The sequence below is a fragment of the Streptococcus sp. SM5 genome, assembly GCF_027497975.1.
Genome location: NZ_JAJNSC010000018.1, coordinates 30910 through 53194, shown reverse-complemented (window position 1 = coordinate 53194; position 22285 = coordinate 30910). Strand labels below are relative to the sequence as shown.

Genomic DNA, 22285 nt, shown 5'->3' with positions numbered 1-22285 from the left:
GGGGCTTGGCTCACATAGTGAAAGCCAAAAGCCCCATATTTTCAAAATCATCTATCCACGTGTAATGGGGTTACTACGACCCCCAATTATCCTGTAATCAGCAATCAGAAAGGTATATTAATATGACAAAAGAACAGCGCTCCAGCAAGTGGACATTCCTTTTTTACAAAGAAAGTGCCCCTGCTGACTACCTTGAAGTTCTTGAAGAACTACACATCCCCTTCATCCTTAGTCCTTGGCACGATAAGGACATTAACCGACAAACTGGGGAACTGAAAAAATCTCACAAACACGGGGCTTTCTTCTTTGATTCTCTCAAAAGTTATAAACAAGTTTCCGAGCTAATCAAGGACAAGTTGAATGGACCTGCTCATGTAGAAATCGTACAATCACCCAAAGGACTTTTTGACTACTTCATTCATGCCGAAAATAAGGAGAAAACCCAATATGATATAGATGATATTGAAGTTGGATGTGGTTTTAATCTCGATAAATTTCTTGTAGAAAATAACTCAGATGATTTCATGCATGAAGTTGTGGATATTATTGAGCAGAATGACTTCACAGAGTTTGAAGAACTCGTCTGGTATGCACGAGCTAATCACACACCACTTCTTGGACTTATCATCGAACGCACCTACTTCTTTGCTAAGTATTTGGATTCACGTCGATGCAATCCAATGAGGAACCAAGATAAGAAGGAGCGTAATAAATGCAAGTGATTCTTCCTGATGAACAGATTCATCAGATTCAGCTATTGCTATCAAACCTTATCCAAAAAGAAATTGAACAACAAATAGAAAAAAATTCTATAAGTTGCCCCTATTTGAACAAAAAACAGACTTGCGACTATTTGGGAATTTCCAACAATACCCTTGATTCATGGATTCAAAGGGGGCTTCCATCAATCAAAATTGGAAAAACAATTCGATTCCACAAAGACGCTATTGACCGCTGGCTAAACAGTAACAACTAGAAAAATCAAGATTTTTATTTTATAATGGTCATGATATTTTCTGGTTCGATATAAAGGAGAATATCATGACTATCAGTAAGACAAAAAACGGAACTTACCGCTTAAAAGTCTATATACCATTAGAAGCACGAATGCCTCTTGGTATCGTTAACAATAACTATTATGATAAGAGATTTAAAACAAGAAAGGAGGCACGACAAACAGAGATAGACCTACTTACGAAGCTAAATCAAATTGAAGATAACGTCTTTTTCGGACTAGGAAAAGAAGATATTCTTTTCTCGGACTTCTATAATAAGATTTGGTGGGAATCCTACAAAGCAGGACAAACTACATCTACTTCGAAGCCACCAAGCAGGTCAACAATTGCTAATACCAAAACATGTTTTGAAAAGCATATACTACCACTTCTTGGCAACTATACGATTCAATTTTTAAACCAAAATAAACAGGTTATTCTAAATTTGATGACGGCAAAAGCCAACGAATATGCCAACTTCAAAACTTTACGAAGTTACGTTATTTCTATTTTTGATTGGGCAGAAGAACTTGAGTATATTGAAGCAAATAGAGTTGCAAAAACTTTAAGACGAATTAAGGCTGTAAAAAAAATTCAACTTGCAGAATCAAAACGTGATGAAGATTTATATTTAACTCATGAGCAACTCCAAGAATGGTTCTCAGCCTTTAAAGAAGATTTAGAGAACGATAAAATATCACTCAAAGATTACGTTCTTTTCTATCTCACTTTTTTCCTCGGAGATAGAAAATCAGAAACATATGCTCTCCAGTGGAAACATATCGACTTTTCAAAATCTCAGATTCAGTTAATTCAGGCTTTAGATAGATATGGACAAGTAAAATCTACCAAAGGAAATAAAAAAACTATCTTTTCTATTTCTAGCGACTTGCTTCAACTTCTGACTTCATGGAAAAAACAACAAAAATATGAACTAGCAAAGTTTGGTATCATCACTAATCCAGAACAATTCATCTTCACTTACATAGATACCAGAGGAAATATCAATAAACCTTTACACTCTGACTATCTCAATAATAAGATGAAAACTATCAGAAAGCGACACCCAGAGCTTACACACGCTACACCACATAAACTACGTCATACGGGAGCAACACTCGCTAAACAGGCAGGAATGAGCTTAGAAGCTATTTCCGAAGCTCTAACACATAGCGACACAGGTACAACACAGATTTATGTCAATACTTCTAATGTAGTCCCTATGGCAGTCGGTGAATTTGCCTTAAAGTCTCTAAAACAATAAGGTTAAAATAAGGTAAACTTTGAGGTGAACTTTTTAAAAAAACATAAAAAAGCACCCATGAGGTAAACTCTTGAGTGCTTTGAAACGTTGATATAATCGTGTTGATTAACGTTTTGAGAATTGTGATGCTTTACGAGCTTTCTTAAGACCTGGTTTCTTACGTTCAACTTTACGTGAGTCACGTGTAAGAAGTCCTGCGCGTTTCAATGAATCGCGGAAGTCTGGGTCTACTTGAAGAAGGGCACGAGCGATACCGTGACGGATAGCTCCTGCTTGACCAGCGTATCCACCACCTACAACGTTAACGAGAACGTCGTATGAACCTGCAGTTGAAGTAACTGCGAATGGTTGGTTGATTACAAGACGAAGGTCAGCGTGTGGAATGTACTCTTCAACATCTTTTTTGTTAACAGTGATTTTACCAGTTCCTGGAACAAGGCGAACGCGTGCAACAGCGTTTTTACGACGTCCAGTACCTGCATATTGTGCTTGTGACATACTTTATTGTTCCTTTCCTTAGATAAGTCCTGAAATATCAAGAACTTCTGGTTGTTGTGCAGCGTGAGTGTGCTCAGCTCCAACAAATACTTTCAATTTCATACCTTGAGCGCGTCCAAGAGTATTGTGTGGAAGCATACCTTTAACTGATTTCTCGATCAAACGAACTGCGTTTTTAGAACGAAGTTCACCAGCAGAGATTTGTTTCAATCCACCTGGGTGGTTTGAGTGAGTGTAGTAGATCTTATCAGTTGCTTTTTTACCAGTCAATTTAACTTTTTCAGCATTGATAACGATTACGAAGTCACCTGTATCAGTGTGTGGTGTAAATGTTGGTTTGTTTTTTCCGCGAAGTACGCTAGCAACAACTGCTGAAAGGCGTCCAAGAGGTACATCAGTTGCGTCAACAACGTACCATTTGCGTTCTACTTGGCCTGGTTTAGCCATGAATGTAGTTTTGTTCATGATTTCTCCTATATGAATATCGTTTTTGTTTACAGGGCGGATGTTCCGGTCCGCGGGGTATTTGAAAGGTTCCGGGGCCTTACAAATGGGGTAAACAATACCGCCTACTATTGTATCAAAATTCTCAGATAAAAGTCAAGCGGTTGGGAAAATATTTTTTATTTCTGCCAGATTTTCAATCTTCTTTCTGCCTTCTCCTGAGTAATGACTTGAAAACCTTTAGAGAAGAGGAAAATAGCACAAGTTAAAAATAGAGTGACAATGATATAATTAACCACAAGACCATGATCTCCAACCAATGGTGGTTTTGTCATAAATCCGTAATCTCCACCTGTCACTAAATTGACCATGAAAATCAAACCATTGAGCAAAGAGGTCAGTATAAGAATACCTTTGAAATCCAACAGACGAGCATCGTAGTGTTTTAAAAGATAAATCAAAGAATTTCCAAGAAGGGCTAGATGTCCGAAAATAAAGGACAAAATAACGATGTGTGGGAAAGAGTAAGCGTCTGGGATTGGATAAACAAAAGCTGCAATCGTCCCGAAGGTTCCAAGCAAAGCAAAATACTGTTTGGTTTTTGAAACACCTGGTAGTAGTAGAACTACAAACATGGCTAATCGGCAATGATAAAAAGGCAAGCTTTCTGACAGCGGGAACTGATTGATCCAATACCAGCTATAAAGCGCGATTAACTGTATTGCCTGTATTATCTGGAAAAATCGTTGACAAACCTTATTATCACGATAGCGGTGAGCAAGATAAATTGTCAAAAACAGTAAGGCAAATGTGCTTGCGTACCAAGTAAATCCAAATTGGGGTGGCTCCGTAGCCTGGGTGGTAAATAAAGCATCCCAAACATTCATATAATTTTCCTCATCTTTATATAAGCCGATCTCTTACTTATCTACATAGAGCCTAGCTTACATTTATTTCTAATATTTTTTTGTTCAAAAGAAGCTAGTGGCCTTAAGATAAAACAAAGCTTCTAATCAATATATTGTTTCCGCTCACCCTGATAAACCTGCCATAGAATATCCATTTGTTCCTTGGTTATTCTTTTTTTAGATAAGGGAGGGAGAGCCGAAATGTCAAAAAATCCTAATTCAGCAACTTCTTGGTTTTCTTGAAAGTCCCCATCCAATAGTCGACAATCAAATACAAACTTGGCATACTGCTTACTCTGCATTTGAAAGCGATTGGTATCAAAAACAGCCAATAAAGAGCCTACTTCTGCAAAAAAGCCTGTTTCTTCCTGAACTTCTTTTCGGATATTTTCCTTAGGGGAATAGCCTACTTCACCAAAGCCACCAGGTAATGCCCAAGTATCCTCTCCTTGTCCTCTAACCAGGCAAATCTTCTGATCTTGAACAATCCAAGCCCTTACATCCATCAAGGGAGTTGCATAGCTAGCTGTTGGTTTTAAGATCGCAGTCAATTCCTCTTGATTGAGCTCTGTTTGATCCTGTAATAGGCTCCATAAAATCTGACGTAAATCCTCATAACGTTCACGGTCAAAGGGGTCCTTTGTATAGGTCAAACCAGTATCAGTGATAGCCAACATCCTCTGTAGATTCTTAGCAAAATTAGTTGCACTCATTTTCTAAACTTTCTACTAGCTTAGCTAGATTCATAGAATTCGAACCTTTAAGCAGAATCTGGTCATTTGCACCAAGACTCTCCTTGACTTGTTTGACCATGGCTTCAAACTGGTCTTCATCAGCTGTTTTCTTAAAGTAATAAACATGACCGATTGGGAACATTTGACTGGCTAGTTGGGCCAATTCCGCAATATCTTCACCGTAGAAAATAACGGTATCAAGTACATCAGGTGACAGGCTCAAAATCATTTGATTGTGAAGTTGGACAGACTGGTCTCCAAGTTCTTTCATATCCGCCAGAACTGCGATTTTCTTGCCACCTTCATTGGCTGGGATAGCAGAGAAAGTTTCTAAAATCAACTTCATGGCTGTTGGGTTGGCATTGTAGACATCTGACAAGATATCCGCACCGTTGGCTGCTTTTTTCCATTCAGTACGATTGCGGGTCAACTCAAGGTTTTGGAAGGCTTGACCAATCTGCTCCTCAGACACTCCTTCTTGCAAGGCTACGTAGGATGCAATCATGGCATTGGTCGCATTATATTTACCTGTTACGGGCAAGTCAAGAGCTTGCTCCAAGAAATTAGCCTTGAAGGTTAAGCTATCCTTACGCTCAATCAAATCTGTAATTTCTAGTTCTGCACCTGGACCAAAACGAACTACTTTTTGGTCAGCAGGTAGATAATCCTCTACAATTGGATCAGCCGGTGCCAAAAGTAAGCTACCTTTCTCCATACCATCAGCAATCTGTAATTTCCCTTTGGCAATCTCTGAACGGTCCTTGAAGAAGGCCAAATGAGCCTCTCCGACTAAAGTCACAATAGCTGTCTTTGGACGAGCCAGTTCAGACAAAAGATGGATATCTCCCAAGTGATCCTGGCCCATTTCCAAGACCAACTTTTCAGTACCATCCGGCATATGAAGAACAGTGTAGGGGAGTCCAATCTCGTTATTGTAGTTTCCTTGCGTTTTGTAGGTTTTGTAGCTTGTAGAAAGCAAATGGGCCAACATGTCCTTAGTCGTTGTCTTCCCATTTGAACCTGTAACAGCTAAGACATCTACACCTGTTTTTTGGAGATAACTAGCTGCTAGAGCTTGAAAAGCTGTTAAGACATCATCTACTAGAATATAGGGATGACCTTCTACTTCCTTCTCTGACAAGGTTGCAGTAGCTCCGTTTTCAAAAGCTGTCTCGATAAAATCATGGCCATCACGCACTCCCTTGAGAGGAATAAACAAATCACCCTCAGCAATCAATCGACTGTCAAATTCTGCCTTAACTAGTGGACTATCTGGATAGACTGACACGTCATTCTTAGCACCAACAATACTCGCAGCTTCGTGAATCGTAAGTTTCATATTTACTCCTTTAAAAAGGGGCAAGGAGTCCTTCCCCGCCCTTATGTCTGTCTTTACAATAGGTGCGCTTCACGCTTGTCAAAACTTTCCTTAGCAAGATCAACTAAACGTTCAATTAATTCTGGATAAGAAATTCCCATATTGTCCCAAAGCAAGGGATACATAGACCATTGAGTGAAGCCTGGCATCGTATTTAGCTCATTTAGGAAAATCTCACCTTTATCTGTATAGAAGAAGTCACAACGAGACAATCCAAGTCCACCGATAGCACGGAAGGCAGTTTCGGCATTCTTGCGCATAACCGATACTACATCATCGCTAATCTTAGCTGGGATATCCATGGTAATCTTGTTGTCGATATATTTGGCATCATAATCATAGAAGGCTACGTCTTTGACAACTTCACCGGGTAGCGTGCTCTTAACATCATAGTTTCCTAAAAGTCCAACTTCGATTTCACGCGCAGTTACACCCTGCTCCACCAAAACACGACTATCGTACTTGAAGGCAAGCTCTAAAGCTTGGCGAAGTTCCTCTTGATTCTCAGACTTAGAAATACCGACACTAGAACCCATATTCGATGGCTTGGTAAAGACTGGGTACCTTAATTTTTCTTCAACTTCTGCAATCTTAGAAGACAAGTCATCCCCTTCAACAATGGCTACATAAGGTACTTGAGCGATTCCAGCAGACTCTAAGACACGCTTGGTAGTGATTTTATCCATAGCAAGACTTGATGACAAGATGTTACACCCAACATAAGGCATTTTCAAGACTTCTAGGAAACCTTGGACCGAACCGTCCTCTCCCATCGGTCCATGAAGGACTGGAAAGACTACTGCTCCTTCTTCGTAGATAGCACTTGGAGTAATTTTCTTGTCCCAGTCAATGCTATCATTCGTCATGAGACGATCATCCTGACTTGGAGTTTGGGTAAATTCTTGTGTTTTAATAAAGTCACCAGACTGGCTAATGAAGAAAGTTTTTACCATGAAGCGATCATAGTTAACCGCACGCATAACACTTTCCGCTGACAACACAGACACTTTACGTTCTGCACTGCGTCCACCGTATAATAGAATAATTGTTTGTTTCATATGGATGTCCTATTTCTACTAGAATACTTGCTCTTTAGTATATCATATTTGTCTATTTTTTTAAACTTGTATATTCAAAAACAAAAGAGGCTGGGACAAAACTAGGTCCAGCCTCACTCTTATTTTTACTTTACTAAGTGCTTGCCTCTTTTTTACCCTTAGAGCCTATAGTTCTGTCCGATTTTCAATAGCTCGAAGAAGAGTTACTTCATCTGCATATTCAATATCAGCTCCTACTGCTAACCCTCGTGCTAAACGAGTAACTTTAATACCTGCTGGTTTAAGCAAACGAGATAGATACATAGAAGTCGCCTCGCCATCTGCTGTCGCATTGGTTGCAACAATGACCTCTGAAACGTCACTATCCATAAGCCGAGTCATGAGACTCTTTAGATTGATATCATCAGGACTGATTCCATTCATTGGCGAAATCAAGCCATGCAAAACATGGTAAAGTCCGTGGTATTCTTGGATATTTTCCATAGCTGCCACATCTCTACTATCCTCTAAAACTAAGATAGTTGTCTGATCACGACTAGGGTCTGTACAGATCGAGCAAGGATCCTCGTCTGTCAAACGGCCACAAATGGAACAATAAGTTAATTCTCGTTTAGCTGAAAGAAGATTTTTTGCAAATTCATTAACGTCATCGTCAGGCATTCCAATCGTGTAAAAGGCCAATCGAGTCGCTGTCTTAATCCCGATACCGGGAAGCTTAGAATAACTGTCAATTAACTTGGCGATGGGTGTTGGATAAAGCATAGCTTCCTTTCTAGTTCATTGGATGGTGTTTGTTATATAAATTGATAATATCACGAGCAATAGAAGGGCCGACACCATTTGTTAGATTGGTGTTATGTGGGAAGACCACTGCAACTGCAATCTGAGGATTATTAGACGGAGCATAGGCAACCGCATTGGTATTGGTAGCCTTTTGACCATTTGCTACATTACTTTCGGCTGTACCAGTTTTTCCACTTATAGAAACTGTCGCCCCATTTGAGAAGGAACGTCCTGTTGTCAAAGGGCTAGTTCCGTGAGAAACTTGGTAAAACCCTTGTTGTAAGAGGGCCATGTCTGACTCTGAAATATTGACTCGATTGATTTCTTTGGTCTCTGTTTCTTGAATTAACTCTCCAAGTCCGCCTGTCTCGTTATTATCATAAATTCCCTCAACAATGTGTGGAGCTAGACGAACACCGTTATTAGCAATGGTCGCAACATATTGAGCTAACTGCAAAGGTGTATAGTTGTCAAACTGACCAAAAGCATTATTTAGATAATTGGCCAAATCAAATTCTTTAGGAACAAATCCAATTGATTCATCAGGTAAATCAATTCCAGTAGCGACACCCAGACCATATTCTCCAAAAGTTGAACGTAGTTTACCCATAGCCGAGTCTAGTTGATTGGTTACAACTGACATATTCGGCTTGTAGGTTTGACCCATCATTCCCAGTGCCGTTTGCACCATATAGGCATTTGACGAGTACTCTAAGGCTTCAACGGCCGTGATCGGGAAGGAACCAGTCGAAACTGTATACCAAGAATTGATAGGGGCAGACCCCTGAAACACAATCGGTTGATCTGTTAGGGTTTGATTACCTGATAAAACTCCGTTTTCCCAACCCGAGCTAATGGTTGCTGCCTTAACGACAGATCCTGGAACAAATACATTGGTCACAGTTCCAAGAGAATCCGGAGTTAACTCACCAGTATCCACATTATGTTTCATCCCTGATAAGGCTAAAACTGCCCCCGTCTTCGGATTAAGTGCTACTGCGTAGACACCCTCTGAATATTTAGCTCCACCGTTCGCTAATTCTGATTTGAAATAACTTTTCAACAGCTCATCAACACTATCTTGGAAGGCCAAATCAATGGTTAGTTTGATGTTTTTACCCTTACTACCTTCCTCAATATTCTCAACACTTTCCATGTCTCCATGTTTGTCAAGATGAATTTCTTTAACAGTGCGCTTCCCTTGTAGAATTTCTTCGTATTGTTTTTCTAGATAGGAAGTTCCTACACGGTCATTGAGGGAATAACCTTTTTTAAGGTATTCATCAACATCTTCAGCTGGAAGACCAGATTTTTCACTCGAAACACTACCAACAATTGACGAAAGTGATGTATCTAAAACCTTACGATCCCAAGAAGTTGAGATACTAATCCCTGGTAATTCCTTAGAGGCAGAAGCGATAACTGCTACCTGAGTATCATCTAATGGATCTGTTTGGATATTGCCAGTTGCAAAATTCCCAACAGCATTAAGCTGATTAAAGATATAAATGACTTTCTTTTCATCCTCTGAATAGGTCATTTTGTCGGAAGCAATACTCTCAGCAGCATTGTTATAAAGCTCAGATTCTGAAAGTAGATTCCCATCTGAATCAAAACGCTTATCCTTTGGAAGACCTTCTACCGTCTTTTTATAGGTAGCTGGATCAGCTAGGTAGTAGTCAGCAATTTGACGGTCAGTTAGCTCAGGAGAAGTAACCGATACATAGTTTAATAGTTTATTGGAAATATCTTTCAAGTCTGTCGCTGTCATCTTATTGCTACGTGTGAAAGCAACTACTTGTTTGACAGTGTTTTCAACTAGTGGTTTTCCTGTTGCATCATAGATCTCACCACGTACAGATCCTGTTGTAACACGAGTTTGGCTAGCTGAAGTTAGTTTGTTTTCATAAAAATCTTTGTGTAAAACCTGCATATAGAGCAAGCGTCCAATAATCGCCATAAACAATAGAATGACGATTGCAAACAATAAATTTAGCCGAATCGGAATCGAGTGGCTATTAAATTTTCTCATACAAATCAGTCTCGTTTCTAATCAAAATCTCACTCTACATTGTACCATAATTTGAGGAGAAAATTATGGAAAAAGGGAAGAGTTTTGCTTTTTAGTCAAATATCTACGTTTAAAAAAATAGATGTGATATAATAAAAATAATCATCCTAATTCTAGATTTTTTTACACTCATTAAATCTGTTGTAATACTATCAACCAAGGAGTCACATGAACAAGCAAGACATCTCTACGATTATTAATCTTCATTTTGAGGAAATGACGGAATTAGAGCAAGTGATTGCCCGTTATTTCTTACAAGTTGAAACAATTCATGACGACTTGTCTTCGCAAGAGGTCACCCAAAAACTACATATCTCACAAGCTGCTCTCACACGTTTTGCAAAAAAATGCGGATTCAAAGGTTATCGTGAGTTTATCTTTAAATATCAACAACAAAAAGATGCCCTAACTCTCCTACAACCAGATATGAATCCCTTGACACAAAGAGTCTTAAGAAGCTATACTAATCTCCGAGAAATGTCTCGAGAACTGATTGATGAAGAACAACTAGAACGCGTAGCCCAAATGATTGAACAGGCTGAGCGTGTCTACTTCTTTGGAACTGGAAGTTCTGGCTTAGTCGCTCGGGAAATGAAATTTCGCTTCATGAGACTGGGTGTAGTCTGTGAAGCCATAACAGATCCAGATGGTTTCGCCTGGACTACAAGCATTTTGGATAAGAACTGTCTCGTATTTGGTTTTTCTCTTTCAGGAACAACAACTTCCGTCATCGATAGTCTACTAGATGCTCAGGATATGGGAGCAAGAACTGTTCTATTTACCAGTATGCTTAGCAAGGAGACTCAGGACTTTACTGAGACTGTACTTGTAGCAAATCAAGGTCAATCCCCTTATATTCAACGGCTTTCTGCCCAGCTTCCTATGCTCTTTGTCATTGACTTGCTTTATGCTTATTTCTTAGAAATTGATCGTGAAAGTAAAGAAAAGATTTTTAATAGCTATTGGGAAAATAAAAAACTCAATGGTTATCGTAGAAATCGTAAAAATGGAAAATCCTAAATTGATGTAACAATTTAGGATTTTTTTATCACTCAAATGTGCTTATAACAAATTTATCAAAACTCAATTCTCTTTTGAAAGCAAACCTACTTTCATCACTCGAATCGTTGCTTCTGAAGCGAATCCAAGAAGAGCATTATCAGAAACGTTGGTCATTTTCACCTTGAAATCAAAGATGGAATCAGCTTGCTCTGTAAAGTCAATCGTTGGAATAGTGATTGTTTTCTCAGTTTCACCATCTTGGAAGGTCAAGTCAGCTGTTGTGTCCTTATACACTTTACCATGAACCCCTGTTCCTGGTTCTGTTACGACATGGACTGTTGCTGTTCCTTTGCTACCACCAACACGCTTAATGGTTACAGTAACTGGTTGACCTTTTTGAACTTCATAAGTTGTTTCTTTCATCTCAAACATACCCTCGCCGGCATTGTTGAGCGTGTAGATGCCTTCAGTTGCAATGGCTTTTCCAGTCTTGTTAACGAGTTTGATGGCATGTTCACCTGGAGCCAAGTCATCTGTTTCATAAACCATCTGGCTACGTTTGCGAGCTGCATTATTGGTTTGCACGTCTGCAACCTTTTGACCATCCACGTAAACTGACATTTCACCGTGGTTTGGATCAACTGTAGACACTACATATGCTTTTGTTCCAGTGAAACGGTAGGTAACGCTAGCATCTTTTTGGTTAGTCCACATAGATGTTCCGCGGATACCTTCAGATTCGTCATACCAAGTTGTATTTTCTTTATCAGCTGTGGTATTTGAATGGTAATCTAGTCCGAGAGGGTAACCATCTGTTTTCTCGATACTACTTGGTGTCTTATAAACAGAGAAGTTTGTCAAGATTGGAGTCTCTTGTGCACCAGTAATGGTCACGCGAATCTTTTGTGCTTCTACTGGTTGACCTTGGATAAGGCGACGATAACCAACAGTTGAACCTTCACCGTATGGTACCCAACGACCGTTGAGTTCAACTTCAACCTTGAATCCAGAGATTCGTTGACCTTTAGCAATATCTTCTTTGAGTTCAACTACGTCAAAGCGTCTCTTTTGACCTAGATTAACAGTAAATTCGCCTGTTTTCGCATCATTTGCTAGTGCCCAGCTCGTATCATCCTTACCATCTGTTAGGTGGCTTGCTTGATACAAGTGATTCTTACGAGTAGAGCTTGCAGTTACAGTTGCTCCTTTAGCAAAGTCTGTCGCATACATTTGATCCAAGATTGCTCGGAATTCTTGCAAGCGAGCGACATCTGCATCTGCGAATTTACCTTCTTTATTAGGTGGAATATTGAGTAGGAGTGGCGTTCCACGACCAACAGACTTGAAGTAGATATCCATTAAATCTTTGATAGATTTTGGTTCTTGATTGTCATGATAGAACCAACCTGAGCGGATAGAAACGTCTGCTTCACCAACTGAGTACATATCTCCTTCTGGATCTCCATGGTTGAGATACTCATTCTTCACATCGTCAGTGATTTTAGCTTTCTTGACTTTATGCCAAACTGGATCTCCGGCGATACCACGTTCATTACCGATCCATCGAACACTTGTCGGTTGAGCAGAGAAGATAGCGATGTCTCCTTCAGCTTCCTTGATGTACATGAACCACTCATCAAAGGTATAAGTTACTTTTTGAGCTCCGCTACCACGCGCACCATCCATCCATACTTCGATGAATTTACCGTTATTTCCGTATTTAGGATTGCCAAGGATTTCCTTGAGTTGGTTGAGGTAGTATTCATTGTACTCTTTCTCAGTTGCAACATGATATTTAGGATGGTTAGCATCCCATGGTGATAAGTAAACACCCATATTCATGTCATACTTAGTCGCTGATTTAGAGATTTCTTCGAGAAGGTCCCCCTTACCATCTTTCCACGGACTAGCAGCGACCGTATGTTTTGTGTATTGAGAAGGATAGATTACAAATCCATCGTGGTGTTTCACTACCATGATTGTTCGTTTGAATCCAGCATCCTTCAAAGTCTTAATCCACTGGTCTGTATCAAGGTTTGTTGGATTAAAGTTTTGAGGATTTTCTCTACCGTTACCCCACTCAGAGTTAGTGTAGGTATTCATACCATAGTGGATGAAGGCAGCCAATTCTTCTTTATGGTAGTCCAATTGAGCCTTGCTTGGAAGTGGGCCATAGGCTGTAATTTCTGTTTCTTGATCCTCAGAGGATTTTACTTTACTGTTATATTTTTCTTGTTGATTATAGGTCAATGATTGCTTTCCTTTAGTTCATATCTATTAGTGTTACTGGCATATATTTGAATTAACTTAAATATACTATATCGAAGTCAAAAATGCAAGATACCTTGCCATCAGTAAGCAAGTTAGTATTTGCCTTTATTTAAAAATCCTAAATTGGCCTTGCCAATTTAGGATTGTTTTGTTTTGAAATGATAATATGCACCTAGCATCCCAGCAGTATTCTGATGATGTGCAAACTCAAGTCGAGTCTTGTCTGCCAAACTTGGAACAAGCGAATCTTTCAAAGCCTTCCGAATTTTAGGTTTCAGAATCGCTTCCTGTCCCATAATCCCACCACCAAGGATGACAACTTCTGGATTGGCAACATAACAAATATTAGCGAGACCCTTACCAAGGTATTCTACCATACGGTCAATCCCCCCCATACAGAGTTTGTTACCTTCGGTTGCTTCCTTGAAAATTCTGCGACCGTTCCACTGTTCCACTTCATCTCCATGTGCATCGGCCACATACTTAACAAGTGCTGTCGTAGAGGCTAAATCTTGAAAAGCACCATCCTGCATATGCAAATAACCGACTTCGCAGGCAGAATTACTAAAGCCATGGAATACTTGGCCATCAATGATTAAGCAACCTCCGATACCAGTTCCGATAGTCAAGCAAAGGGTAATACTTGCTCCTTTTCCTGATCCTGAAACGGCTTCTGCAAGACCTGCGCAGTTGACATCATTTTCAATCTCACATGGGATTCCAAAGCTACTTTCAATTTCTTTTTTAAATTGAGTTCCTGCATAATTTGGAATCTGCGGACCGGCATAAAAGATTTCGCCCTTATCAGGGTCAACCATTCCCGCAGAGGAAATAGCCACACCTGCTACTGGACCTTTTTCTAGATAGCTAGCTACAATGTCTTTTGTTTTCTGTAAGATGTGCGGACCACCTTTATGAGCCTCGGTTGGAACTTCATTAGACTCTACAAGTTGTCCATCCTGGTCAATCAAACCGTATTTGATATTAGTTCCACCAATATCAATTGCAACGTAATTAGTCATAAAGCCTCCTGTTGATTAGAGGAAACGCTCCTTAGTTTCACGAATCAATTGAGCAGCTGCTTCCACAACTGGACGATCTTCTTCGGTCACTGGTGTAAGTGGAGAACGAACTGATCCGATATTGAGTCCTTCATTGATTTTCAAGACTTCTTTAATCACACAGTACATATTTCCATGGGCTGCAGTTAATTTACCGATGATAGCGTTGATTGCATACTGCAATTCACGCGCTGTCTCAAGGTCTTTGTCCGCAATCAATTGGTTGAGTTTCAAGAAGAGTTCTGGCATAGCACCATAAGTACCACCAATACCAGCTTTTGCTCCCATGAGACGTCCACCTAAGAACTGCTCATCTGGTCCGTTAAAGACGATACGGTCTTCACCACCAAGGCTAACGAATGTTTGAATATCTTGAACTGCCATTGAAGAGTTCTTAACACCGATAACACGTGGGTTTTTCAACATTTCTGTGTAAAGGCTTGGAGTCAAAGCAACACCTGCCAATTGAGGAATGTTGTAAATAACGTAATCTGTGTTTGGTGCTGCAGCACTAATATCGTTCCAGTATTTCGCAACTGAGTATTCAGGCAAACGGAAGTAAATTGGTGGAATTGTTGCGATGGCATCTACTCCCAAGCTTTCAGCGTGGCGAGCAAGTTCAATACTGTCTTTTGTATTGTTGCAAGCAACGTGAGCAATGATAGTCAATTTACCTTTGGCAACTGCCATGACTTCTTCCAAGATCAATTTGCGGTCTTCTACGCTTTGGTAAATACACTCACCAGAAGAACCATTAACGTAAAGTCCTTGAACTCCTTTATCAATAAAGTATTGAACCAAGGCACGTGTACGTTCTGGACTTACTTCACCCGCATCATCATAACATGCATAGAAGGCTGGAATGACACCTTCATATTTTTTCAAATCTGACATAGATTTCTCCTAAGATTTCATATTTTCTGCACTTGGCAGATTGATTTTTACTGTATTAGTATACACTTTGTAAAAATGGCTTTCAATATCTCCCGGCCACTTAGATTTTAATTTCTTCTTGCTGTTTGAAGATTTTTACAATTGAAAGTAGTTTCATACCTATTTCATTCAGCTTGATACTTTGCGAACAATTTTTCCATTAATCCAGCCTGCAAAAAAGCAAGAAGCCCAAATCCAAATAGTAAAAATGCCGAACCACCAAGTAGAAGAGTAAATGCTGATAGATATAGAACCATAGCAATTAAGAAGAGGATTGCAAGCATGAGGAAGAACCAAGGAAAGTTAAAGCTCACTAGAAGCAAACCTTTCTGAAGAACCTCTTTCCATGCTAATTCATAACGAGCTGCGATAGGATAACTTGCTAGCATCACTAAGGTCAGGAAGATTAAAATCCCTAGACAGATCACTTTCAGCAACTGAAATGCAAGACCTTCTTGTCCCCAAAACAGATATAGATCAAGAACACTAATCAGAACAATTCCCAACTCCAGTAGACCCAATTGCAGACCTAATTTTAAATTTTGTTTAAAGGCTCTAATATAGGTTTTAAATACTGGAACTCGTCTACTGTTCTTGATTTCAAAAATTGTTTGGTAAAGACTAATCTTGGCTATCCCAATAGTCACAATTGGCAAACAAGACACAACAAAGAGTAGATTAACCGTCACAATATCTAAGACTTTCTCACTAAAACGCATGAGAAAATTATCAGTATCAAATGCTTCTTTAATTAATCCTGAGCCCTTTTGTGCCATTGCTTGCTCCTCCTAACTTACTAATCGATTAAAATTTTAAACAAATACTTGCGAACCTTATCTTCCATACCTGCATAACCGTTTGGCTGATGAGGCTCCCCTGGGAAGAAGACTGCAAAATTGTGATAACCCAACAAAAGTGGGTATTGTTCGTGACAGTGAACAAAGCCAATGTCACTTGCTTCATCAAATGCTACTGCCTCGTCCTTAACACGAGAACCGTAACTTGAGTATTCATGCCCTTCAACCAACAAATGCAAGTCTGCATAGTTTTTATGGTATTCAAAGCGATCATTTTCTTCTTGATTGAGAACATTTTCTTGGACTACTAGGAAAATCTTGTCTCCGTCAATATCGTACTTTCCAAATTCGAAAGTATCTTTGCGGTGTTCATAAAGATAATCAATAGCCTTATCTAAATTCGGATGAAGTCCTTTGTAAAAGGTTATATTTTTTAAATCATCAAAAATCATATTCTACTCTCTTCTCTATGATACTATTTCTAATTGTAGAATGTATCAAAATAATCAAATACTCTCGATTAACCCTTAACCGCTCCCATAGTAATACCTTGAGTAAATGATTTTTGGAATACTAAGAAGACTGTTACGATTGGCACAGCTGCAAGGGCAGCACCTGCCATGATTAATCCATAGTTGGTTGCCATTTCAGCCTGCATGGTTGCAACCCCTAGTGAGATAGTCAAGTTTTGACGTGAAGTCAACATAACCAACTGCATGAAGTAGTCATTCCATGTATTGATGAAGGTAAAGATTGCAAGAGCTGCAAATCCTGGCTTCACAATAGGGAAGGCTACGCTCCAGAAAGTACGAATCTCACCACATCCATCGATTTTAGCAGATTCGAGCAATTCTGTAGGAATGTTTTCACTGAACTGTTTCATGAGGAAGACCCCAAATGGCCATCCGATCAAAGGCAAGATAACTGCCCAAAGAGTATCATGGATTCCCATGAAGTTGACAATACGTACCAATGGTACAAGAACAACTTGTTTTGGAAGAGCCATGGCAGCGATAAAGATAGCGAAGAGAATGCGTTGTCCATAGAAACGTTTCTTAGCCAATACATAACCTGCTAGTGAAGACGTTGCACAAACCAAGAACATAGTTACTAAAGAAATGAAGACTGAGTTCCACATCCATTGCAAGGCTGGGTTTTGCACCATCAATTGTTGGAAGTTCTCCATAGTTGGAGCTTTAGGGAACCATTGTGGTGGAATCATAATGGTATCCGGTTGTGATTTGAATGCACCTGTCAAAATCCAGTAGAATGGAAAGATAAACAGTACAGTCAATAAAAGCAAGAAGATGGTTGAAATAACAGTGAAGGCTGTTAAAGGTTTCTTTTGTGTAGATTGCATAGCTGTCTCCTTTCTATTAGTATTCTACGTCGTTTCCAAGTACTTTAAATTGAACAAAGCTGACAATGGCAATCATAACTGCCAAGAATACACCAATAGTATTGGCATAGCCATACTCAGTCAATTGGAAGGCTTTTTCGTATAGGTAGTACATAAGTGTACTTGTTGAGTAGTTTGGACCACCGGAAGTCAAAAGCTGAATCAAAGCGAAACACTGGAATGAGTTGATGGTTGTGATGATTGCGATATATAGAGTTGTTGGAAGAAGGCTTGGCCATTTGATCTTCCAGAAAACTTGTAATTCAGTTGCTCCATCGACACGCGCTGCTTCAACAAGAGAGTTATCAATGTTTCCCATTGCTGCGATGTAAAGAATGATTGGTTGACCAACTGATGTTGTCAAAAGAATAATCATAATCGCCATCAAAGCCCAGTTTTTATCTCCTAACCAAGAAATGTTTTGGCTAATGATATGGCTTGACTTAAGCACGAAGTTCAAAATACCTGATAGAGGATCATAAATCCATTTCCATACAACCGTTACGGCAACACTACCTGTTACAACAGGGAGGAAGAAGACGAAACGATAGAAAGATCTAGCAACAGCATTTTGTTGGTAAGTTTGCGATGCTACAAAGAGCGAGAAGAGTACAACTACAGGTACAGAACCAATAACCAAGATAACGGTATTGATTAAAGACTTTACAAAGACTGGATCTTTAAACATACGGATATAGTTGTCCAATCCTATAAATTCAAAGCTTGTCATCGAATAGTTAAAGAAACTAGTGATGAACCCCATAATCATTGGAGCTAAAACGAAGACAGTAAAGAAGATTAGTACTGGTGCTAAGAAAGCATAGGAAATCACTGTTTCCCGCATACGAATTTTATTGACTTTCACTGTCGGTACCTCACTTTCAATTATTTTATTATTTTGTTTGTCACCTGACATTGATGTAAAATCAAAATGAAATTTTTTCCACGATAAGCCTATGTAAGAACTTCATTTTAATTTTGATTTGTCAGTTGCTTACATTTTCAAACAAAAGTCCCCCTTTTCGTGTACGAATGTTCACAGGGAAAAGGGGGGACTGTAAGGTTTATTTAGGACTTATTTTTTAGTTGCTTTTTTAATAGTTTCGTTTGCTTTTTCAGTGAATGTCTTCAAAGCTGCAGCAGGTTCTTCGTCACCATTAGACACGGATTGCAACATTGGGAACCATAGAGTTCTCATTTCAGCGAATCCATCGATTGTGTTGTAGTATGGAGAGTAGTATTTAGTCCAACCACTGATTGTTTCCATACGTTTGTCATCGTAAAGTTTACCAAATGAAGTACGAACTGGGAATGCTCCTGTACGAACTACGTCTTTAGGACCCCACTCTTTATCATCAGCGATGAATTGGATGAATTTCTTAGCTGCAGCAACTTTCTTTTCATCCTTGTTGTTGAATACTGCAAATCCGTTTACAAGGTATTCAAGAGCTGGTTTACCAGAATCAGATGGGAATGGAACTTCTACCACTTCAACTTTACTTGCTTCCAATAATTTAGCTTGGATACCGTTTTGAGCTGGTGCCCAAAGGATTGTGTATGATGTTTGACCATTTGCAAAGTTTTGGATGTCTGCACCACCGTCAAATTGTGAACCGTTGTTCAACAAACCATCTTTAATCCAGCTAGTTGCTTTTTCAAGACCTTTAACGAATTTAGGATCGTCAGTTGTGTATTTAGTTACTTCTTTATCTGTTACAGAACCACCGTAAAGGTTAGAGATGAAGGCACGTGTTCCTTGGTCTCCCCCTTGACCAGAACTGAACAATGAACCTGGAGTGTATCCTTTGTCTTTAAGAGCTTTCAAAACTTTTTCAAAGTCATCTGTAGTCCAACCTTCTTTAACAAGGTCAGCTACACCAGCATCTTCCAACATCTTCTTGTTCATAGCCATGTAGAATGGTGCAGAACTAATTGGATACATGTAAGCTTTATCACCAGCTTTACTTGCTTGGATGATATTATCATTGTTTACATCTTTAACAAATTCGTCTGTGAAGAGGTCATTCAACTCAGCCAATTTACCATTTTTACCATAATTGATGATACGTCCTGGTGCGTCAAATAGTACGTCTGGAGCAGTCCCAGCTTCGATTGCTGTAGTGATTTTTTCAGGTCCAGATTTGAAGTCGATTGTTTCTAGCTTAACTTTAATATCTGGATTTGCTTTTTCAAAAGCTTCGATGATAGATTTTTCATAAGTTCCAACACCGTCACCAGTTTTTTCTTGTGTGAAGACAGGGAATGCCCACCAAGTAATTTCTGTAGTTGCAGCAGCAGAGTCGCCACCTGATTTAGCTGCTTCTTTGTTAGTGTCTGTTTTACCACAAGCAGCAAGAGATAGAACTGCAGCACCTGCAAGTACTGTACAAGCTAATTTTCTGAATTTCATATGTATTCTCCTAAATTTATTTATAATGACGATATCCAATTTGGATAATGGGAAACATTGTTATTGTATACGTTTTCATTTTTGTCTACTCATCAACCACTCTCCTCAACTTTTTAAAGATTGTGTTACTTAAGACCCGAAACAAAACGTTCCGTGATTTCTTTTGGTCTAGTAATGGCTCCACCGACAACAATTCCACGGACCCCGTAACCTAGGATCTGCTTGGCTTGTTCTGGTGTATGAATTTTTCCTTCTGCGATGACGTCCACCCCTGCATCACAGAGCTTCTTAATCAATTCAAAATCTGGGCCATCTACTTTTGGACTGTAAGATGTGTAGCCTGATAAGGTTGTACCGACAAAATCAATTCCTGCTTCTACTGCTGTCAATCCCTCTTCGAAGGTACTGATATCAGCCATCAAAAGTTGATCCGGATACTTTTCTTTGACTTGTCGGATAAAGTCTTGAATTTCCATACCATCATAACGTTCTCGTTTGGTACAATCAAGAGCAATTACTTCGATGTCAAGTTCTGCTAATTCATCAACCTCTTTCATAGTAGCAGTGATGAATGGTTCTTGTGGAGGATAATCACGTTTGATAATCCCTATAATTGGAAGTTTGGTTACTTCCTTAATTTCTTTGATATCTCGGACACTATTAGCCCGGATACCTACTGCTCCACCTTGCTCAGCCGCTTTGACTAGCAAGGGAATTACCCCTCCCGCTTCTGTATAAAGCGGTTCGTGAGGAAGTGCCTGACAAGAAACGATGATTCCATTTTTAATCTGCTCAATCAAAGCTTCTTTTGTAATTTTTGGCATCCACTTTCCTCCTTTTCTCTTTTCTTATGTCCTCATTATATACTATTTTTAAAACGCTTTCAATAAGTTGTACTATAATAGATTGAAGTTTCAAAATAATGTTGTGTAACAATTTGTTCTGAAAGTAGTTTCAGTTGCTACTGTTTTTTTATTTATAAAAAACAGATTTATCAACTAGCACATCTATATTTAAACTCAATTCTGTTGTACTATAGCCCCCACTTCAATCGAAGCTATAGGGATATTCAAAACTATTCTATTGCCCTACATAGGTAAAAGGTATTTCACTACCACACAACCAATTATAAACTTGATCATTGACATGAACATTCATAGCCTCATGCGCGTATTCAGGCATAAGACGGTAGCTCTTCTCACAAGTTAGACGATTGTAAATAGCAAACTGAGTGATTGGGTAGCAGACATCATCATCAAGTCCCGTAATCATGCGAACCTCACCCTTAATACGATGGGCAAAATTTTTCACATCGATATAACCTAATGTTTCCATAATCCTCTCTTCCGTATCATGGAAAGGATCATGAAATTTGAAATATCTAAAGAGCTCATCATAAGCTTCACTAGTATTCCCAATCTCTAACACTCGTCTAAAATCAGACAAGAATGGATAGATGGAAACTGTACGCTTGATTTTAGGGTTCAGAGCTGCTGCAACTATGGCTAAAGCCCCACCTTGAGATGCTCCATAGCTAGATAATTGTTCTTCATCAACTCGAGGAAGACTTGCAATAATTTCCACCAACTGATAAATATCTAGATAAACATCCTTGAAGAACAATTGGTCCTTTCCCGCTACAGCCCCTCGAATAATTTGCCCTTTAACTGTATTTCCTAGAGGAGAACACATGCCATCTTGAGAATAACCAGACTGTCCTCTGACATCCATGGATACCACACCATAACCTGCCACGGTATAGGTAAGCATATCTGTCCAATCCCAACCACGGCCCATATATCCATGGAAATGGAAAATAACAGGAACCTTCTTATCTAGCTTAGGCAAAACAACTCGTGCATAAACGATTCCATTACCAGTCCCTTTAAAGGTTAGTTCGTAACACTCAACATTTGGAATATGAAAATCACGCTCCTCTAATTGATAATCTAGTAAGGCCGATAACTTTTTAATCTCTCCATCCCAAAAAATGTCAAAATCGAGTGGTACTTCATCTCGCCCTCTATAAGTTTTCATTTCTTCTATTAATGCTGGATTTCTCATAAAACTCTCCTTGTTTTTGTAAACGTTATCATAACTGTATCATATCTAGAAAAGCAATGCAAGAATGACCCTAAATCAGAAAGTTTTTTTACGTTATTCTTGCATTTCAAGTTAGACTAAAAGTAGTTTCAAGTATACTCTTTCTTAAAAATCCGTGATTAATTTTCAGTTTATATCACACAACTAAAAGTGAGAGCAAATCCTTGCTCTCACTA

General features: G+C 39.1%; 21 protein-coding genes and 1 pseudogene. 4 read left to right on the top strand and 18 right to left on the bottom strand.

Annotation, left to right across the window (positions count from 1 at the left end):
* The first annotated feature begins 122 nt into the window (after positions 1-122).
* The 3 genes from PAN07_RS12890 to PAN07_RS12880 all read left to right on the top strand — a co-directional run bounded on the left by PAN07_RS12890 (position 123) and on the right by PAN07_RS12880 (position 2259).
* On the top strand, positions 123-722 hold the full coding sequence (locus tag PAN07_RS12890; RefSeq protein WP_269798047.1) for a replication protein: 600 nt from the start codon (positions 123-125) through the stop codon (positions 720-722).
* Positions 713-976, top strand: a complete 264-nt coding sequence (locus PAN07_RS12885) for a helix-turn-helix domain-containing protein (RefSeq protein WP_269798046.1) — start codon at positions 713-715, stop codon at positions 974-976. The genes PAN07_RS12890 and PAN07_RS12885 overlap by 10 nt, the downstream gene beginning before the upstream one ends.
* A 65-nt stretch (positions 977-1041) precedes the next feature.
* A complete protein-coding gene (locus PAN07_RS12880; protein WP_269798045.1) occupies positions 1042-2259 on the top strand; it encodes a site-specific integrase in 1218 nt (405 codons plus the stop codon).
* A 105-nt stretch (positions 2260-2364) separates the two neighbouring features.
* Here the strand turns inward: PAN07_RS12880 and rpsI are convergent, their stop codons facing one another.
* The 8 genes from rpsI to pbp2b all read right to left on the bottom strand — a co-directional run bounded on the left by rpsI (position 2365) and on the right by pbp2b (position 10094).
* On the bottom strand, positions 2365-2757 hold the full coding sequence (rpsI, locus tag PAN07_RS12875; protein ID WP_269798044.1) for a 30S ribosomal protein S9: 393 nt from the start codon (positions 2755-2757) through the stop codon (positions 2365-2367).
* Between the two features lie 18 nt (positions 2758-2775).
* The gene (rplM, locus tag PAN07_RS12870) at positions 2776-3222 is read right to left on the bottom strand and encodes a 50S ribosomal protein L13 (protein ID WP_001044624.1); all 447 of its coding nucleotides are present in this window, start codon (positions 3220-3222) and stop codon (positions 2776-2778) included.
* A gap of 158 nt (positions 3223-3380) precedes the next feature.
* On the bottom strand, positions 3381-4088 hold the full coding sequence (locus PAN07_RS12865) for a TIGR02206 family membrane protein (RefSeq protein ID WP_269798043.1): 708 nt from the start codon (positions 4086-4088) through the stop codon (positions 3381-3383).
* A gap of 122 nt (positions 4089-4210) precedes the next feature.
* Entirely contained in the window at positions 4211-4822 is a 612-nt protein-coding gene (locus PAN07_RS12860) for an NUDIX hydrolase (RefSeq protein ID WP_269798042.1), read from the bottom strand.
* Positions 4809-6182 (bottom strand): UDP-N-acetylmuramoyl-tripeptide--D-alanyl-D-alanine ligase, encoded by a 1374-nt coding sequence (gene murF / locus PAN07_RS12855; RefSeq protein WP_269798041.1) that lies wholly within the window; start codon positions 6180-6182, stop codon positions 4809-4811. Before murF ends, PAN07_RS12860 begins: the two co-directional genes overlap by 14 nt.
* A 53-nt stretch (positions 6183-6235) precedes the next feature.
* On the bottom strand, positions 6236-7279 hold the full coding sequence (locus PAN07_RS12850) for a D-alanine--D-alanine ligase (protein WP_250307608.1): 1044 nt from the start codon (positions 7277-7279) through the stop codon (positions 6236-6238).
* Positions 7280-7444: 165 nt separating this feature from the next.
* Positions 7445-8041, bottom strand: a complete 597-nt coding sequence (gene recR / locus PAN07_RS12845; RefSeq protein ID WP_269798040.1) for a recombination mediator RecR — start codon at positions 8039-8041, stop codon at positions 7445-7447.
* 10 nt (positions 8042-8051) lie between these two features.
* Positions 8052-10094 (bottom strand): penicillin-binding protein PBP2B, encoded by a 2043-nt coding sequence (pbp2b, locus tag PAN07_RS12840; RefSeq protein ID WP_269798039.1) that lies wholly within the window; start codon positions 10092-10094, stop codon positions 8052-8054.
* 207 nt (positions 10095-10301) lie between these two features.
* Between pbp2b and PAN07_RS12835 the strand changes: the two genes are divergently transcribed.
* On the top strand, positions 10302-11153 hold the full coding sequence (locus PAN07_RS12835; protein WP_269798038.1) for a MurR/RpiR family transcriptional regulator: 852 nt from the start codon (positions 10302-10304) through the stop codon (positions 11151-11153).
* Between the two features lie 63 nt (positions 11154-11216).
* Here PAN07_RS12835 and PAN07_RS12830 read toward each other — a convergent pair.
* The 10 genes and pseudogenes from PAN07_RS12830 to PAN07_RS12785 form a co-directional block, all read right to left on the bottom strand.
* Positions 11217-13337, bottom strand: a pseudogene (locus PAN07_RS12830) (alpha-L-fucosidase); the annotation flags it as partial.
* Positions 13338-13543: 206 nt separating this feature from the next.
* Positions 13544-14428, bottom strand: a complete 885-nt coding sequence (locus PAN07_RS12825; protein ID WP_269798037.1) for an ROK family protein — start codon at positions 14426-14428, stop codon at positions 13544-13546.
* Positions 14429-14443: 15 nt separating this feature from the next.
* Positions 14444-15361: a dihydrodipicolinate synthase family protein gene (locus tag PAN07_RS12820; RefSeq protein WP_250307612.1), complete on the bottom strand. Its 918-nt coding sequence runs from the start codon at positions 15359-15361 to the stop codon at positions 14444-14446.
* 164 nt (positions 15362-15525) lie between these two features.
* Positions 15526-16176: a DUF624 domain-containing protein gene (locus PAN07_RS12815; RefSeq protein WP_269798036.1), complete on the bottom strand. Its 651-nt coding sequence runs from the start codon at positions 16174-16176 to the stop codon at positions 15526-15528.
* Positions 16177-16196: 20 nt separating this feature from the next.
* Positions 16197-16649: a YhcH/YjgK/YiaL family protein gene (locus PAN07_RS12810; RefSeq protein ID WP_269798035.1), complete on the bottom strand. Its 453-nt coding sequence runs from the start codon at positions 16647-16649 to the stop codon at positions 16197-16199.
* 68 nt (positions 16650-16717) lie between these two features.
* Positions 16718-17557 carry a carbohydrate ABC transporter permease gene (locus PAN07_RS12805; protein ID WP_006153157.1) on the bottom strand — a complete coding sequence of 280 codons (840 nt, stop codon included), beginning with the start codon at positions 17555-17557 and terminating at the stop codon, positions 16718-16720.
* Positions 17558-17573: 16 nt separating this feature from the next.
* Complete coding sequence (locus PAN07_RS12800) at positions 17574-18440, bottom strand: sugar ABC transporter permease (protein ID WP_075566090.1); 867 nt, start codon at positions 18438-18440, stop codon at positions 17574-17576.
* Between the two features lie 231 nt (positions 18441-18671).
* Complete coding sequence (locus PAN07_RS12795; protein WP_269798034.1) at positions 18672-20006, bottom strand: ABC transporter substrate-binding protein; 1335 nt, start codon at positions 20004-20006, stop codon at positions 18672-18674.
* 125 nt (positions 20007-20131) lie between these two features.
* A complete protein-coding gene (locus PAN07_RS12790) occupies positions 20132-20830 on the bottom strand; it encodes an N-acetylmannosamine-6-phosphate 2-epimerase (protein ID WP_269798033.1) in 699 nt (232 codons plus the stop codon).
* Positions 20831-21086: 256 nt separating this feature from the next.
* Positions 21087-22070, bottom strand: coding sequence for an acetylxylan esterase (locus PAN07_RS12785; RefSeq protein WP_269798032.1), 984 nt, complete (start codon positions 22068-22070; stop codon positions 21087-21089).
* Positions 22071-22285 lie beyond the last annotated feature (215 nt).